Below are 14,427 nucleotides of genomic sequence, written 5' to 3' on the forward strand. Positions count from 1 at the left end.
AGTCTCGCGCGGTGGATCACCTGCACAGTGAGCTGTTCGCCCGGTTGGAACACTTCTACGACGCCGTGCCCCGCGATGCGGCGCACGGCGAGGAGTACGGCTCGCTGGTGCTGTTCGTCCGGAACGGGCCCGGGTGGCCCTTCTACGCCCGTCCCCGGCCGGACGCCCGCACGCCGCCCTCGCCGGCCGACGTGACCGCCGTCCGGGAACGGCAGCGGGAGCTGGGCCTGCCCGAGGCGTTGGAGTGGGTCCACGAGGTCACCCCGGACCTGCTGGCCACGGCCCGCGCCGCGGGGCTGCGCGTGCTGGAGGCGCCGCTGATGGTGCTCGACCCGGCCGCGCTGCCCGAGCCGGCGACCCTCACCGACGTACCCGTGCGGGTGCTGGACCCCGGCGCGGACGGCTTCCCGGCCGACGTGGCCGCCCGGCGCGCGGTCGCTTCGGTGGGCTTCGCCGCGGCCGGCACCGCGCGGGGCGAGGCCGGGCCGGCCGAGCGGGACGCCGCGATCACCGAGCTGGACGTCGCGGCGCTGGACGAGGAGCGGGCCCGGATCGCCGACGGCCGGCGGCTGTCGGTGCTGGCCGCCACGCCCGAGGACGGCGCGCTGGCCAGCGGCATGGCGATGCGGGTCGGCGACGTGGCCGAGATCGCCGGGGTGGCGACGCTGCCGGCCGCCCGCCGGCGCGGCCTGGGCGCGGCGGTCACTGCCACCATCGCCCGCGAGCTGCGCGCCGCCGGCACCGACCTGATCTTCCTCTCCGCCGGCAGCGAGGAGATCGCCCGGGTCTACCTGCGGGTCGGCTTCCGCCGCGTCGGCACCGCCTGCATCGCCGAGCCGGCCGCCCTCATCTGACCGGTCAGGGGGTCGGGGGACGCCACTGGGCCGCGGCGGAGGCGGCGCTGGAGAGCAGCCGGGGGCTGATGGTGCCGAGGGCGGCGTCGCGGGCACGCAGCGCCAGCCGGCCGCGGGCCTGCAGGACCGCCGACATCCGCCTCGTCTGCCGGACCACGGTGGCCGCGCGGGGGCGGCGCAGCCGGTCGTACGCCTGCACGGCGTCGGGCAGCCGGGACTCGCGCAGCAGCGAGGCCAGGGTGGCGGCGTCCTCGAAGGCGAGGCAGGCGCCCTGCCCCAGGTGCGGCGGCATGGCGTGCGCGGCGTCGCCGAGCAGCACCACGCCGCCCGGTCCGGCCGGGAAGCCGTACGCCTTCGGCAGTGGCCGCAGCTCCCGCACCTCCTGTTGGACCAGGTCGGCCGGGTCGGTGGCGTCGAGCAGCTCGCCGATCGGGGCGGGCCAGCCGGCGTACCAGCGCTTGAGCAGGGCGAGCTGGGTCTCCGGCGGTTCGGGACGGGGCGCACCGGCGGTGGTGGCCACCCAGTAGATGCCGCCCCGGCGGGAGCCGCCGGAGGAGCCGCGCTCGCCCAGCGAGGCCGCGACGAATCGGTAGCCGGCCCCGAGCGTCTCCCCGCCGACCGGCTGGTCGGCCGGGAGCCGGGGCGCCGCGTACCAGGGGATCACCGCGCGGAAGGCCGCGCAGCCGGAGCTGACCACCGTCGCCTCGGGGGCGAGCTGCCGGCGTACCGCGCTCTGGATCCCGTCGGCGGCGACCACCAGGTCGGCCTCGACGAGCCGTCGGCCGACGCCCACGGCGGGCCGCTCCCCGGCGACGGCCCGGACGGTGTCCACGGCCGTCCCGGTCCGCAGCTCGACCCGGTCGCCGAGCCCGGCGATCAGGGCGTCGTGCAGGTCCTCCCGGTGCACCACCACCGGCATCCGGTCGGCGGGCGTCGGCCGGGGCTGCACCAGCCAGTGGCCGTCCGGGCGGCGTACCCCGGTGTCCGGCAGCGGGGTGGCGATCGCGTCCAGCCCGGCGCCGAGGCCGAGGGCGTGCAGCGCGCGCACCCCGTTCGGCCAGAGCACCACCGCGGTGGGTTCCGGGCGGACCCGGTCGCCCCGCTCCAGCAGGGTGACCTGCCAGCCGGAGCGGGCCAGCGCGCCGGCCGCCGCCAGGCCGCCGAGTCCGGCACCCACCACCACCGCGGTACGCACGACGCGGGCCGCTCAGCTGTCCCGGTCGGCGGGGCGGCCGCCGGCGGCGCCGGCCCGGTCGTCCCGCTCCGGCACGTCCGCGTCGCGGACGTCGTCCCCGTCGGCGCCGGCCGCCGGGTCGGCGCCGGTCGCCCGGTCGGCGCCGGTCGCCCGGTCGGCGCCGGTCGCCCGGTCGGCGCCGGTCGCCCGGTCGGCGTCGGTTCCGGTCGGCTCGGTCGGCTCGTCGCCGGTCGTCGTGGGCTCGTCGCCGGTCGGTACGGCGGCGGGTTCGTCGGGCACCGCTCCGGTCTCCCGGTACGCCCGGAACTGCTCCTCGTCGACCACCCGGTAGCCCTCGGGGGCCACCGCCCGCGGCCCGTCCCCGGTGTGGGAGAGGTCGACCTGGGACACGTCGCCGCCGGTGGCCGGGGTCGGGGTGGCCGGCAGCCCGATCGGGACGAGGTACTCGCGCGGGCCCCGGACCCGCAGGAAGTAGATCAACGCGCCGAGGAAGACCAGGCCGGCCGTCCAGACGTTGAGCCGGACGCCGAGGATCCGGTTGGCCTCGTCGCTGCGCATCAGCTCGATCCAGAACCGGCCGGCGGTGTAGCCCATTACGTACAGCGCGAAGGCCCGGCCCCGGCCGAGCCGGAAGCGCCGGTCGGCGAGGAAGACCAGGGCGGCGACGCCGACGTTCCACAGCGCCTCGTAGGCGAAGGTCGGGTGGTAGAGGCCGGGCTCCAGGATGGGCTGGCCGGCGTCGTCGCGCAGCGCGTGCCCGGGGTTGTCCGGGTCCATCCGGTGGATCTCCAGGCCCCAGGGCAGCGTGGTCCGGCCGCCGTAGAGCTCGTTGTTGAACCAGTTGCCGAACCGGCCGATCGCCTGGGCCAGCGGCAGGCCCGGCGCGAGGGCGTCGGCGACCACGGTCAGCGGGATGCCGAGCTGCCGGGCGGCGATCCAGGCGCCGATCGCCCCACCGGCGACCGCGCCCCAGATGCCGAGGCCGCCCTCCCAGATGGCGAAGGCCTTCCAGGGGTCGCCGCCGGTGCCGAAATACTTCTCCGGCGAGGTGATCACGTGGTAGATCCGGGCGCCGATGATGCCGGTCGGCACCGCCCAGACGGCGATGTCGAGCACCGCGCCGGGGGCGACGCCGCGCTGGCGCAGTCGCCGCTCGGTGACCAGGCAGGCCACCACGATGCCGGCGATGATGCAGAGCGCGTACGCCCGGATCGGCACCGGCCCGAGCTGCCAGACCGCGGTGGTGGGACTCGGCAGCGCGGCCTGGGGGGTCATGGAGGCGAGGGTCACGGCTGCACAGGCTACCGTTGCGGACCGCTCTCGCGGCACCCCGGTCCGGCGCGGTTCGCGCGACCCATGACTTCCGGTGTCCCCCTCCGTACGCTCGTCGTCATGAGCACGCTCACCTGGGCGGTCGCTGCGGTCGTCACCGACGGGGCGGGCCGGGTGCTGCTCTGCCGGCGCGAGCCGGGCGGCCGATGGGCGCTCCCCGGTGGCCGGCTGCGTCGCCCGGAGTGCCCGGTGGGCGCGATTGCCGAGGCAATCCACGCCGAGACCGGGTGCCGGGTCGAGGTCGCCGACCTGGTCGGGATCTACCACCTCACCGGGTCGGGCTGCGCGCGTCCCGGCGCCGGCGACCCGGGGTCGCCCCCCGACGTGCTGGTGCACGTCTTCCGGGCCCGTCCCGGCGCGACGCCGGCCGGGGAGCCCCCGGAGGGCTGCCGGCTCGGCTGGCACGACCCGGCACAGCTGCCCGGTGCGGTGACGCCGGTGACCCGGGCGGCGGTCGCCGACGCGGCGGCCGGGCGCGCGGGAGTGCTGCGCGACCTCCGTCCCGACGGCGCCGGCGGGGCCGCTCCGGCCGCCGTCCGGGCGAGGCCGGTCACCGGTTCGGCGGAGACCACCGCCGGCGGGGCGAGCGCTCGAACCAGCGGCGGCGCGACCACCGCACCCACTCCGCGCGGCGCGCCCGCCGCTGGACGCGGCTCCTGACCCGTCGCGGCTCATGTCGCGTCGCGGCTCATGTCGCGTCGCGGCTCCTGAGTCGGCGCGGCTCCTGAGTCAGCACAGCGGGGGCGTCACGCACCGTGATACCTACCCCCCGCTTGTCTCTAGGAGCGATATGACTCTGCGGCATATTTATGACGCTGAGTCATACCGCTCGCGGCGAGAAGTGGCGGCCGGGGGCGACACGCCCGACAGCTGGGCACAGCCCGACCGACCACGTCACCGGGCGCGCGACGCGACGTCCCAGCTCGGCGCGGAGCCTTACGTGGTCGTTTGGAGCGGGTAGCGTGACGGCCCGTGCGGCGTGACGCGCCGAGCGGGCGGCGTGACGGTCCGCGCCGAAAACGGCCCGTGCGGCGTGACGCGCCGCGCCGACGGCGGCACGGCCCGAGCGGGGCGAACTGCAGAGCGGAGGGGGTCAGCGGGCGGGGTTGCGGACGCCCTCGGCGAGTTCGGCGCTCAGCGTGCGCAGGGCGGACAGGCCGGCGGCGGAGTCCGAGGCGTCCAGCACGCAGCGGACCAGCGCGCTGCCGACGATCACGCCGTCGGCGTAGCCGGCCACGGTGGCGGCCTGGGCGCCGGTGCCGACGCCGAGCCCGACCCCGACGGGCAGCTCGGTGACCGCCCGCACCCGATTGACCAGGACCGGGGCGGCGTTGGAGGTCTGCGCCCGGGCGCCGGTGACCCCCATGATCGCGGTGGCGTAGACGAAGCCCCGGCAGTGCTCGACCGTCATCTTCAACCGGGCGTCGGTCGAGGAGGGCGAGACGAGGAACGTGCGGTCCAGTCCGTGGGCATCCGAGGCGGCCAACCACTCGTCGGCCTCGTCCGGGATGAGGTCCGGGGTGATCAGACCGGTGCCGCCGGCGGCGGCCAGGTCGCGGGCGAAGGCGTCCACGCCGTACTGCTCGATCGGGTTCCAGTAGGTCATGGTGACCACCGGCGCGCCGGTGGCCGCGACGGCCTCCACGATGCGCAGCGTGTCGGCGGTGCGGACGCCGCCGGCCAGCGCGATGTCGCTGGCCTTCTGGATCACCGGGCCGTCCATCACCGGGTCGGAGTACGGGATCTCCACCTCGATGACGTCCACGCCCGCCTCGACCATGGCGGTCATCGCGGCGATGCTGCCCTCGACGGTCGGGAAGCCGGCCGGCATGCAGCCGACCAGCACGGCCCGACCGTCGGCGCGGGCCTTGTCGAAGGCCACCCCGATCCGGCTCATCAGTTACTCCTTGTCGAGGATGCCGAAGTACTCGCCGGCGGTGTGCACGTCCTTGTCGCCCCGGCCGGAGAGGTTGACCACGATGACCGGCTCCCGGCCCAGCTCGGCGGCGAGCGCCGGGGCGATCTTGATGGTGCCGGCGAGCGCGTGCGCGCTCTCGATCGCCGGGATGATTCCCTCGGTGCGGCAGAGCAGCTCGAACGCGGCCATCGCCTCGGCGTCGGTGACCGGCGAGTAGACGGCCCGGCCCGTGTCGTGCAGCCAGGCGTGCTCGGGGCCGACACCCGGGTAGTCCAGGCCGGCCGAGATCGAGTGCGACTCGATTGTCTGCCCGTCGGAGTTCTGCAGCACGTACGTGCGGGCGCCGTGCAGCACCCCGGAGGAGCCGCCGGTGATGCTCGCCGCGTGCCGATCGGTCTCCACCCCGTCGCCGCCGGCCTCGAAGCCGTACAGCCGGACGCCGGTGTCGGGCACGAACGCGTGGAAGATGCCCAGCGCGTTGGAGCCGCCGCCCACGCAGGCCGAGACCGCGTCCGGCAGCCCGCCGGTGAGGTCCAGGCACTGCTGGCGGGCCTCCTCGCCGATGCCCCGGACGAAGTCCCGGACCATCTCCGGGAACGGGTGCGGGCCGGCGGCGGTGCCGATCAGGTAGTGCGTGTCGTCGACGTTGGCCACCCAGTCGCGCATCGCCTCGTTCATTGCGTCCTTGAGGGTGCGCGAGCCGGCGGTGACCGGCACGACGGTGGCGCCGAGCATTCGCATCCGGGCCACGTTGAGCGCCTGCCGCTCGGTGTCGACCTCACCCATGTAGACCACGCACTCGAGGTCGAACAGGGCCGCGGCGGTGGCGGTGGCCACCCCGTGCTGGCCGGCGCCGGTCTCGGCGATCACCCGCTTCTTGCCCATCCGCCTGGTGAGCAGGGCCTGGCCGAGCACGTTGCGCACTTTGTGGGCGCCGGTGTGGTTGAGGTCCTCCCGCTTGAGCAGCACCCGGGCGCCCACCTTCGCGGAGAAGCGCTCGGCGGTGTAGAGCAACGAGGGGGTGCCGGCGTAGTCGCGCAGCAGGGCGTCGAACTCGGCGAGGAAGCCCTCGTCGGTCATCGCCTTGCGGTACGCCGCGTCCAGCTCGTCGAGAGCGGCGACCAGCGCCTCCGGGACGAACCGGCCGCCGAAGGGGCCGAAGTGACCGGCGGCGTCGGGAACCTGGCCGGCCGGGGCCGACGGGGTGGCGCTCATCGCGGTGTCCTCTCGCTGCGAACGGCTGTCGGCGCGGGTCAGCGCACCGGACGGGGCGTCGCCGGGTGGTTCCCGGCGTTGACCAGCTCGGCGACCGCCTCACGCGGGCTCTTCTGGGTCACCAGACCCTCGCCCACCAGGACGGCGTCGGCGCCGGCCGAGGCGTAGCGGATCAGGTCGTGCGGACCGCGCACGCCGGACTCGGCGATCTTGACGACGCTGCTGGGCAGGCCGGGCGCGATCCGTTCGAACACCGAGCGGTCGACCTCCAGGGTACGCAGGTCACGGGCGTTGACCCCGATCACCTGCGCGCCGGCCTCCAGGGCCCGATCGGCCTCCTCCTCGTCGTGCACCTCGACCAGCGCGGTCATGCCCAGCGACTCGATCCGCTCCAAGAGGCCGACCAGCGCGTTCTGCTCGAGCGCGGCGACGATCAGCAGCACCAGGTCGGCGCCGTGGGCGCGGGCCTCGTGCACCTGGTAGCTGGAGACCACGAAGTCCTTGCGCAGCACCGGCACCTTGACCGCCGCCCGGACCGCGGCGAGGTCGTCGAGCGACCCGCCGAACCAGCGGCCCTCGGTCAGCACGCTGATCGCCCGCGCCCCACCGGAGGCGTACTGGCCGGCCAGGTCGGCCGGGTCGGCGATCTCGGCCAGCCGGCCCTTGGACGGCGACGATCGCTTGACCTCGGCGATCACGGCCACCCCGGGCTTGCGCAGCGCGGCGTACGCGTCCAGCGGGGGCGGCGCGGCCGCGGCCAGCTCGCGGATCCGCTCCAGCGGAAGCTGCTCCTGCCGCCGCGCCACGTCCTCGCGCACGCCGGCCAGAATCTCGTCCAGCACGCTTCCGGACGCTGCCGGACCGGCCTCGTTCGCCTCCGCGTGCCCATGCTCAGCAGTCACCAACGGACTCCCCTCTCCGGGTGTCATGGGCCGATGCTAGGTGGCGCCACCTGGCGACGGGTGCCGGGGGTATGGCGCTCCTCACGGAACGGGCTGTGGCATGATGCCCGACTTCCGGTGAACGCCACGTCACGCAGCGCCACCGCGCCCATCGACCGGCGTCACCCCCACCCGCTTCCACACCCGCCCCGGGGCATCGACCGTCGGCCATAGACCATGAGATCACGTCCGGCCGCCGCCCGCAGTGCGCGCCACGACCCCTCGAGGCCGCTGTGACGAAGCTCAAGGAGGAACGGCCCTATGCAGGTCGTTCGCCCCTGAGGGACAGTTGACCGGGCCGTCACCGGGGCGAAACGTGAGCCCGGCAGCATCGGTTCCGGGCAGACTCGATGATGCGCCTGTCCACCGTCGGAATCTCTTCGTGCGGGGTGACCCAATGACCACTGCGGGACCGAACCAGACCATCGGACTCACCACCATCTCCCGGACCGTCGCCTCGCTGGCGGTCGGGATGGTGCACACGTTGGAACGCGCCGTGGTCGGCGAGGGTCGGGTCCGCACCGCCCGCGGCAACGCCTGGGAGGCGGTCTGCGCCGATCGGGCCCGGGCCGACCAGCGGGCGGAGCTGGACCGGCTCGTCGCCGAGCTGGCCGCCGCCCGCGCCGCCGCCCGGGACCGCCGCGAGCGGCGCGAGCGCCAGCCGGTCAGCTGACCGTCGGATCCTCACCCCGGTCCAGGGCGTCCCACGCCTCGCGGCTGCTTCGCCCGGCGACCGGGCCGTCCGTCGCGGGCCCCGGCGCGGAGCGGCCGGGCCGCTCGTAGCGGGCGCCCATCGCCGGCCAACCGCCGCCGCGCAGCGCGGTGAGCAGCCCGCCCGCGGCGGCCGACACCCCGCCCACCAGGCACAGTGCCGGCCACTGCCGGCTCACCGAGCCGGCGAACCCGGCCAGCACGCCGTACCCGCCCCCGACGGCCACCGCCGCGCCCAGCAGGGCCAGCAGCACGCCCAGCGCCCGCCGGGTCCGGCCCCGGGTGGCCAGCACCGCGCCACCGCCGGCCAGCCCGACCAGGGCCAGCGCGGAGAGCCAGGGCAGCAGGTCCGCCCCAGTGCGCGCCTGCCGCGCCGCCGGCAGACCGCCCCGGGCGACGACCTCCACCGACCAGGTCCGGGTGGCCGCCCAGAAGGCCAGGCCCGCGCCGGCCAGGCAGAGCAGCACCGCGTACGTCAGCTCCCGCCGGCCCCGCGCGGACGGCGCGGCGGCGTCGGGCGCCGCCGCGTCCCCCGCGCTCACCGGGCCGGCCGCAGGGTCTCGGCGGCGGCGATCGCGGCGAGTACCGCGGCGGCCTTGTTCCGCGTCTCCTGGTCCTCGGCGGCAGGATCGGAATCGGCCACCACACCCGCCCCCGCCTGCACGTACGCCCGCCCGTCGCGGATCAGCGCGGTCCGGATCGCGATCGCCATGTCCAGGTCGCCGCCGAAGCCGAAGTAGCCCACCGTGCCGCCGTAGAGCCCGCGCCGGACCGGCTCCAGCTCCTCGATGATCTCCATGGCCCGTACCTTCGGCGCGCCGGAGAGCGTACCGGCCGGGAAGGTGGCGGCGAGCGCGTCGAAGGCGGTCCGGTCCGCACGCAGCGTGCCCACCACGGTCGAGACGATGTGCATCACGTGGCTGTACCGCTCGATGGTGGCGAACTCCGGGACCTCCACCGTGCCCGGCCGGCAGACCCGGCCCAGGTCGTTGCGGCCCAGGTCGACCAGCATCACGTGCTCGGCCCGCTCCTTCGGGTCGGAGAGCAGTTCGGTGGCGAGCCGGGCGTCCGCCGCCCCGGTGGCGCCGCGCGGCCGGGTGCCCGCGATCGGGTGCAGCAGCGCCCGCCGCTCGCCGTCGGGGCCGGTGCTGACCTTCAGGTGCGCCTCCGGGGACGAGCCGACGATGTCGAACCCGTCGAAGCGCAGCAGGTACATGTACGGGCTCGGGTTGGTGGTGCGCAGCACCCGGTAGACGTCCAGCGGGTCGGCGTGGGTGTCCCGCTCGAAGCGCTGGGCGAGCACGATCTGGAAGCACTCGCCGGCCCGGATGGCCTCCTTGGCCGCCTCGACCGCCTTCGGGTAGCCGCCGTCCGGGGTGCGGCTGCGCACCTCCTCGACCGGGGGTCGGGCGACCGTGGAGATCATGGGCGGAATCGGTCGGGACAGCGCGGTGGTCATCGCGTCCAGCCGGCCCACCGCGTGGTGGTACGCGGCCGCCACCAGCGGCTCCCGGTCCGGTGCGTCCAGCGGCGGCAGCACCGCGTTGGCGACCAGGATCGCCGAGCCGTCGTAGTGGTCGAGGACCACCAGGTCGGTGGCGAGCATCATGCCCAGCTCCGGCACGCCGAGGTCGTCATCGGTCAGCGTGGGCAGCTTCTCGAAGCGCCGGACCAGGTCGTACCCGAGGTAGCCGACCATGCCGCCGGTCAGCGGCGGCATGTCGCTGGCCGGGTCCCAGACCGGGCCGGCGAGCGCGTCGACCGTCTCGCGGAGCACCCGCACCGGGTCGCCGGAGGCGGGCACGCCGACCGGCGGGGTGCCCGTCCAGACGGCGACGCCGTCCCGCTCCACCAGGGTGGCGCCGCTGCGTACGCCGATGAAGGAGTACCGCGACCAGGACATCCCGGCCGAGCCGACGCCCTGCTCGGCGGACTCGAGCAGGAAGGTGCCGGGGCCACCGGCGAGCTTGCGGTAGACCCCGACCGGGGTCTCCGCGTCGGCGAGCAGCCGGCGGGTCACCGGCACCACCCGCCAGCGGGTGGCCAGTTCGGTGAAGGTGCCCAGGTCGGGGCTGAGCGCGCCATCGGTCATGAGTGCGCCCCCTCGGAGCTGACGGGCAGTTCGGTGAAGAAGCAGGTGCGGTGGCCGGTGTGACAGGCGGCGCCGACCTGGTCGACGCCGACCAGCAGCGCGTCGCCGTCGCAGTCCAGCGCCACCGAGCGGACGTACTGATGGTGGCCGGAGGTGGCGCCCTTGACCCAGTACTCCTGCCGGCTGCGCGACCAGTAGGTCGCCCGGCCGGTGGTCAGGGTGCGGTGCAGGGCCTCGTCGTCCATCCAGGCGACCATCAGCACCTCGCCGGTGTCGTGCTGGCGCACCACGGCGGCGACCAGGCCGTCCGGGGTGCGGCGCAGCCGCTCGGCGATGGCCGGGTCGAGGCGGGACGGGCGGACCGCGCCGGCGGTGCCGCCGTCGCTCGGGGAAGGGTCAGCTACGGGCACAGTCACCCATTGTCCCGCACGCGGCGGGGGTACCTGCGGGCCGTCCCCGCCGCGGGATCCACCGCGCCATCGTGCCGTACGCCCTATCGGGCCGCAATGCCCGATGACGGACGCCGTGTCCGGTGCGGGGCTAGTGCCCGATGGTTCGCATTCCTGCCTCGGTATACCTTTCCCCGGCCACCGCCCCGGTCGGCACCGCGTCGCGGAGCCGGGCCTGCTGCTCGGGGCTGAGCCGGACGTCCGCCGCGGCGGCGTTCTCCTCCAGGTAGCGCACCCGCTTGGTGCCCGGGATCGGCAGGATGTCCTCGCCCTGGGCGAGCAGCCAGGCCAGCGCGGCCTGGGCCGGGGTGCAGCCGATCTCCCCGGCCACCGCCCGGACCTCCTCGACCAGCCGGAGGTTGGCGTCGAGGTTCTCCTCGGCGAACCGCGGCACGTTCCGGCGCCAGTCGTTCTCGGCGAGCTGCTCGCGCCCGGTGATCGCCCCGGTGAGCAGCCCCCGGCCCACCGGCGAGTACGCCACCAGCGCCACCCCGAGCTCCCGGCAGGTGGCCAGCATCTCGGCCTCGACGTCCCGGGTGAACAGCGAGTACTCCATCTGGACGGCGGAGACCGGGTGCACGGCGTGCGCCGCGCGCAGGGTCGCCGGGCTGACCTCCGACAGGCCGATCAGCCGGATCTTGCCGGCCTCGACCAGCTCGGCCAGCGCGCCGACGGTCTCCTCGATCGGCGTCTCCGGGTTGCGTCGGTGCAGGTAGTACAGGTCGATGGTGTTTACCCCGAGTCGGCCCAGCGAGGCGTCGCAGGCCTCCCGGGCCCAGGCGGCGCTGCTGTCCACGAACGTGCCGGGGGTGCCGGCGCCGCCGAAACCCTCGCCGCGGGCCCGGTTGCCGAACTTGGTGGCCAGGAAGACCTCGTCGCGGCGGGCCCGCAGGACGGGGGCGAGCAGTCGCTCGTTGGCGCCGGAGCCGTACATGTCGGCGGTGTCCAGGTGGTTGACTCCCAGGTCAAGCGCGCGGTGCAGGGTCCGCGTCGACTCGGCGTCGTCGCCGGTGCCATACGCGAAGCTCATGCCCATGCAGCCCAGCCCGATGGCCGAGACCTCGGGGCCCTTGGCGCCCATCCGTCGGCGGATCATCGCCCCTCCTCGGCCCTGCGGTAGACGTCGATCTTGTAGTTGAGCACCTTGAGGTCCTCCTCGAGTTCGGCCATCCGGGCCAGCACCCGGGCTCGGTGCGCCTCGAACAGCCCCCGCCGCGCGCCGAGGGTCCGGTCGCCCTGGCGGGCCAGTTCGGCGTACCGGCGCATGTCGCGCACCGGCATCCCGGTCCGGCGCAGCCGGGTGAGCAGGCGCAGCCACTCGACGTCGCCCTCGGTGTAGCGCCGCCGGCCGGCCGAGTCCCGCCCGACCGGGGCGACCAACCCCTCCTGCTCGTACCAGCGCAGCGTGTAGGTGGTCAGGCCGACCCGGGCCGCCGCCTCGCCCACGGAGAGGCTCATCTCCTGCGTGCTGATGTCCACGCCCGCCAGGCTTTCAGTTCGAGTGCACTCGAAGTCAACCGTTGCGCCGACGTGGATAACTCATCTACCGTTGAGTTCAACACTTGATGAGTTCTTTGGGAGGTGGGCGATGGACGACGCGGCGGTGGTGCGCGACCTGGTCGTCGATCGGGGCCGACGGCGGGTGCTGGACGGCATCAGCTGCACGGTGCCGCGCGGCAGGGTCACCGGGCTGCTCGGGCCCAGCGGCAGTGGCAAGACCACGCTGATGCGCGCGCTGGTCGGGGTACAGACGATCAGCTCGGGCACGGTCACCGTGCTGGGCCAGCCGGCCGGCACGGCCGCCCTGCGGCACCGGGTCGGCTACCTGACCCAGGCGCCCAGCGTCTACGCCGACCTGACGGTCCGGGAGAACGCCCGCTACTTCGCCGCCCTCCAGGGTCACGACGCGGCGGAGGCCGACCGGGCGGTGACCGACGTCGGCCTGGCCGACGCCGCCACCCAGCTGGTCGGCACCCTCTCCGGCGGCCAGCGCAGCCGCGCCTCGCTGGCCTGCGTCCTGGTCGGCGAGCCCGACCTGGTCATCCTCGACGAGCCCACCGTCGGGCAGGACCCGGTGCTCCGGGCCGACCTCTGGGCCCGGTTCCACGCCATGGCGGCCACCGGGACCACCCTGCTGGTGTCCAGCCACGTGATGGACGAGGCGGCCCGCTGCGACCGGCTGATGCTGATCCGGGAGGGCCGGCTCGTCGCCGACGACACCCCGGACGCGGTCCGGGCCGCCACCGGCGTGGACGATCTCGAGGAGGCGTTCCTGCGGTTGATCCGGGCGAGTGAGGCGGGCCGCGACGGCGCCGCCGGCGAGGAGAGGTCATGAACCCGCGCATCCTGGCCGCCACCACCGGGCGCATCCTGCGCCAGCTACGGCACGACAGGCGGACCGTGGCGCTGCTGGTGGTGGTGCCGACGGTGCTGCTCACCATCGTCTACTACATGTACGCCGACCAGCCCACCCCGCCCGGGCAGCCGTCCACCTTCGACCGGGTCGCGCTGATCATGCTCGGGTTCTTCCCGTTCATCATCATGTTCCTGGTGACCAGCATCGCGATGCTGCGCGAGCGCACCACCGGCACGCTCGAACGGCTGCTCACCACCCCGCTGGCCAAGCTGGACCTGCTCTTCGGCTACGGCCTCGCGTTCGGGCTGGCCGGGGTGGTCCAGGCGACGGTCGCCGCCGCGGTGGCGTACTGGCTCTTCGGGCTGGAGACGGCGGGCAGCAGCGCGCTGGTCATCCTGATCGCGGCGGTGAACGCCGTGCTGGCCGTGGCGCTCGGGCTGTTCTGCAGCGCCTTCGCCCGCACCGAGTTCCAGGCGGTGCAGTTCATGCCGGTGGTGGTCGTCCCCCAGCTGCTGCTCTGCGGGCTCTTCGTGCCGCGCGGGCAGATGGCGGGCTGGCTCCAGGCGATCAGCGACGTGTTCCCCCTGTCGTACGCGGTCGAGGCGCTCCAGGAGGTCGGCGCGCACGCCGACCCGACCGGCCTGATGTGGCGGGACGTGGCGATCGTGGCCGGCGCTGCGGTGACGGCCCTGGTGCTGGCGGCGGCGACCCTGCGCCGGCGCAGCGGGTGATGGCGCGGCGCACCGGACGGCGGCCGGGCAACCCGGACACCCGCGAGGCGATCCTCACCGCGGCGCGGGCGGCGTTCGCCGAGCGCGGCTTCGACGCCGCCTCGATCCGGACGATCGCCACCGCCGCCGGGGTGGACCCGGCGCTGGTGCACCACTACTTCGGCACCAAGGAGGAACTCTTCCGGGCCACCGTGTCGATCCCGATCGACCCGGCCGAGCTGCTGCCTCGGGTGCTGGCCGGTGGCCGGGAGGAGGTCGGCGAGCGGCTGGTCCGCACCTTCCTGACCGTCTGGGACTCGCCGGTCGGCACCGCCGCGGTGGCCCTGCTCCGCTCGGCGGTCAGCAACCAGTGGACCGCCCGCCTGCTGCGCGAGTTCCTGGTCACCCAGATCCTGCGCCGGGTCCTCGACCAGCTCGACCTCGATCCGGCCGAGGTGCCGCTGCGCGGCGCGCTGGTGGCCACCCAGATCGCCGGCCTGGCCATGATGCGGTACGTGATCCACCTCGAGCCGGTCGCCTCCGCCGACTCGGAGACCCTGGTCGCCACGATCGGCCCAACCGTGCAGCGCTACCTCACCGGCGACCTGCCTGGCGGCCCACCCGGCTGAAAGCGGGCGGCGGCAGGTCGTCCCT

The 14,427-nt window shown here is 75.0% G+C and carries 16 protein-coding genes; 6 read left to right on the top strand and 10 right to left on the bottom strand.

Annotated features, from left to right (window positions below; genetic code table 11):
• Positions 1–11 precede the first annotated feature (11 nt).
• A complete protein-coding gene (locus AC5RWQ_RS15505; protein ID WP_494283431.1) occupies positions 12–854 on the top strand; it encodes a GNAT family N-acetyltransferase in 843 nt (280 codons plus the stop codon).
• Positions 855–858: 4 nt separating this feature from the next.
• Here the strand turns inward: AC5RWQ_RS15505 and AC5RWQ_RS15510 are convergent, their stop codons facing one another.
• Positions 859–2,049: an FAD-dependent oxidoreductase gene (locus AC5RWQ_RS15510; protein WP_494283432.1), complete on the bottom strand. Its 1,191-nt coding sequence runs from the start codon at positions 2,047–2,049 to the stop codon at positions 859–861.
• Positions 2,050–2,061: 12 nt separating this feature from the next.
• The gene (lgt, locus tag AC5RWQ_RS15515) at positions 2,062–3,339 is read right to left on the bottom strand and encodes a prolipoprotein diacylglyceryl transferase (RefSeq protein WP_494283433.1); all 1,278 of its coding nucleotides are present in this window, start codon (positions 3,337–3,339) and stop codon (positions 2,062–2,064) included.
• A 102-nt stretch (positions 3,340–3,441) separates the two neighbouring features.
• Here lgt and AC5RWQ_RS15520 point away from each other — a divergent pair, with 102 nt between their 5' ends.
• The gene (locus tag AC5RWQ_RS15520) at positions 3,442–4,041 is read left to right on the top strand and encodes an NUDIX hydrolase (RefSeq protein ID WP_494283434.1); all 600 of its coding nucleotides are present in this window, start codon (positions 3,442–3,444) and stop codon (positions 4,039–4,041) included.
• A gap of 433 nt (positions 4,042–4,474) precedes the next feature.
• Here the strand turns inward: AC5RWQ_RS15520 and trpA are convergent, their stop codons facing one another.
• The 3 genes from trpA to trpC are packed head-to-tail and all read right to left on the bottom strand — an operon-like array spanning position 4,475 to position 7,356.
• Positions 4,475–5,278: a tryptophan synthase subunit alpha gene (gene trpA, locus AC5RWQ_RS15525; protein ID WP_494283435.1), complete on the bottom strand. Its 804-nt coding sequence runs from the start codon at positions 5,276–5,278 to the stop codon at positions 4,475–4,477.
• 3 nt (positions 5,279–5,281) lie between these two features.
• Positions 5,282–6,514, bottom strand: a complete 1,233-nt coding sequence (gene trpB, locus AC5RWQ_RS15530; protein WP_494283436.1) for a tryptophan synthase subunit beta — start codon at positions 6,512–6,514, stop codon at positions 5,282–5,284.
• Positions 6,515–6,552: 38 nt separating this feature from the next.
• Positions 6,553–7,356 carry an indole-3-glycerol phosphate synthase TrpC gene (trpC, locus tag AC5RWQ_RS15535; protein WP_334486368.1) on the bottom strand — a complete coding sequence of 268 codons (804 nt, stop codon included), beginning with the start codon at positions 7,354–7,356 and terminating at the stop codon, positions 6,553–6,555.
• A 496-nt stretch (positions 7,357–7,852) separates the two neighbouring features.
• On the opposite strand from trpC, the gene AC5RWQ_RS15540 reads away from it, so the two are divergent.
• On the top strand, positions 7,853–8,128 hold the full coding sequence (locus AC5RWQ_RS15540; RefSeq protein WP_334486226.1) for a hypothetical protein: 276 nt from the start codon (positions 7,853–7,855) through the stop codon (positions 8,126–8,128).
• Here AC5RWQ_RS15540 and AC5RWQ_RS15545 read toward each other — a convergent pair.
• From AC5RWQ_RS15545 to AC5RWQ_RS15565, 5 genes are all read right to left on the bottom strand, one after another.
• Positions 8,121–8,708: a Trp biosynthesis-associated membrane protein gene (locus AC5RWQ_RS15545; RefSeq protein WP_494283437.1), complete on the bottom strand. Its 588-nt coding sequence runs from the start codon at positions 8,706–8,708 to the stop codon at positions 8,121–8,123. The two genes, AC5RWQ_RS15540 and AC5RWQ_RS15545, sit on opposite strands and share 8 nt — an antisense overlap.
• Complete coding sequence (locus AC5RWQ_RS15550) at positions 8,705–10,258, bottom strand: anthranilate synthase component I (protein WP_494283438.1); 1,554 nt, start codon at positions 10,256–10,258, stop codon at positions 8,705–8,707. Before AC5RWQ_RS15550 ends, AC5RWQ_RS15545 begins: the two co-directional genes overlap by 4 nt.
• A complete protein-coding gene (gene hisI, locus AC5RWQ_RS15555; RefSeq protein WP_494283439.1) occupies positions 10,255–10,674 on the bottom strand; it encodes a phosphoribosyl-AMP cyclohydrolase in 420 nt (139 codons plus the stop codon). The genes AC5RWQ_RS15550 and hisI overlap by 4 nt, the downstream gene beginning before the upstream one ends.
• A gap of 124 nt (positions 10,675–10,798) precedes the next feature.
• The gene (locus AC5RWQ_RS15560; RefSeq protein ID WP_494283440.1) at positions 10,799–11,803 is read right to left on the bottom strand and encodes an aldo/keto reductase; all 1,005 of its coding nucleotides are present in this window, start codon (positions 11,801–11,803) and stop codon (positions 10,799–10,801) included.
• A complete protein-coding gene (locus tag AC5RWQ_RS15565) occupies positions 11,800–12,186 on the bottom strand; it encodes a MerR family transcriptional regulator (protein ID WP_494283441.1) in 387 nt (128 codons plus the stop codon). The genes AC5RWQ_RS15560 and AC5RWQ_RS15565 overlap by 4 nt, the downstream gene beginning before the upstream one ends.
• A gap of 109 nt (positions 12,187–12,295) precedes the next feature.
• On the opposite strand from AC5RWQ_RS15565, the gene AC5RWQ_RS15570 reads away from it, so the two are divergent.
• The 3 genes from AC5RWQ_RS15570 to AC5RWQ_RS15580 are packed head-to-tail and all read left to right on the top strand — an operon-like array spanning position 12,296 to position 14,402.
• Positions 12,296–13,042 (top strand): ABC transporter ATP-binding protein, encoded by a 747-nt coding sequence (locus tag AC5RWQ_RS15570; protein ID WP_494283442.1) that lies wholly within the window; start codon positions 12,296–12,298, stop codon positions 13,040–13,042.
• On the top strand, positions 13,039–13,794 hold the full coding sequence (locus AC5RWQ_RS15575) for an ABC transporter permease (RefSeq protein WP_334486243.1): 756 nt from the start codon (positions 13,039–13,041) through the stop codon (positions 13,792–13,794). Before AC5RWQ_RS15570 ends, AC5RWQ_RS15575 begins: the two co-directional genes overlap by 4 nt.
• The gene (locus AC5RWQ_RS15580) at positions 13,794–14,402 is read left to right on the top strand and encodes a TetR/AcrR family transcriptional regulator (protein ID WP_494283443.1); all 609 of its coding nucleotides are present in this window, start codon (positions 13,794–13,796) and stop codon (positions 14,400–14,402) included. Before AC5RWQ_RS15575 ends, AC5RWQ_RS15580 begins: the two co-directional genes overlap by 1 nt.
• The last annotated feature ends 25 nt before the right edge of the window (positions 14,403–14,427 follow it).

Source organism: Micromonospora sp. BS32 (genome assembly GCF_059089345.1).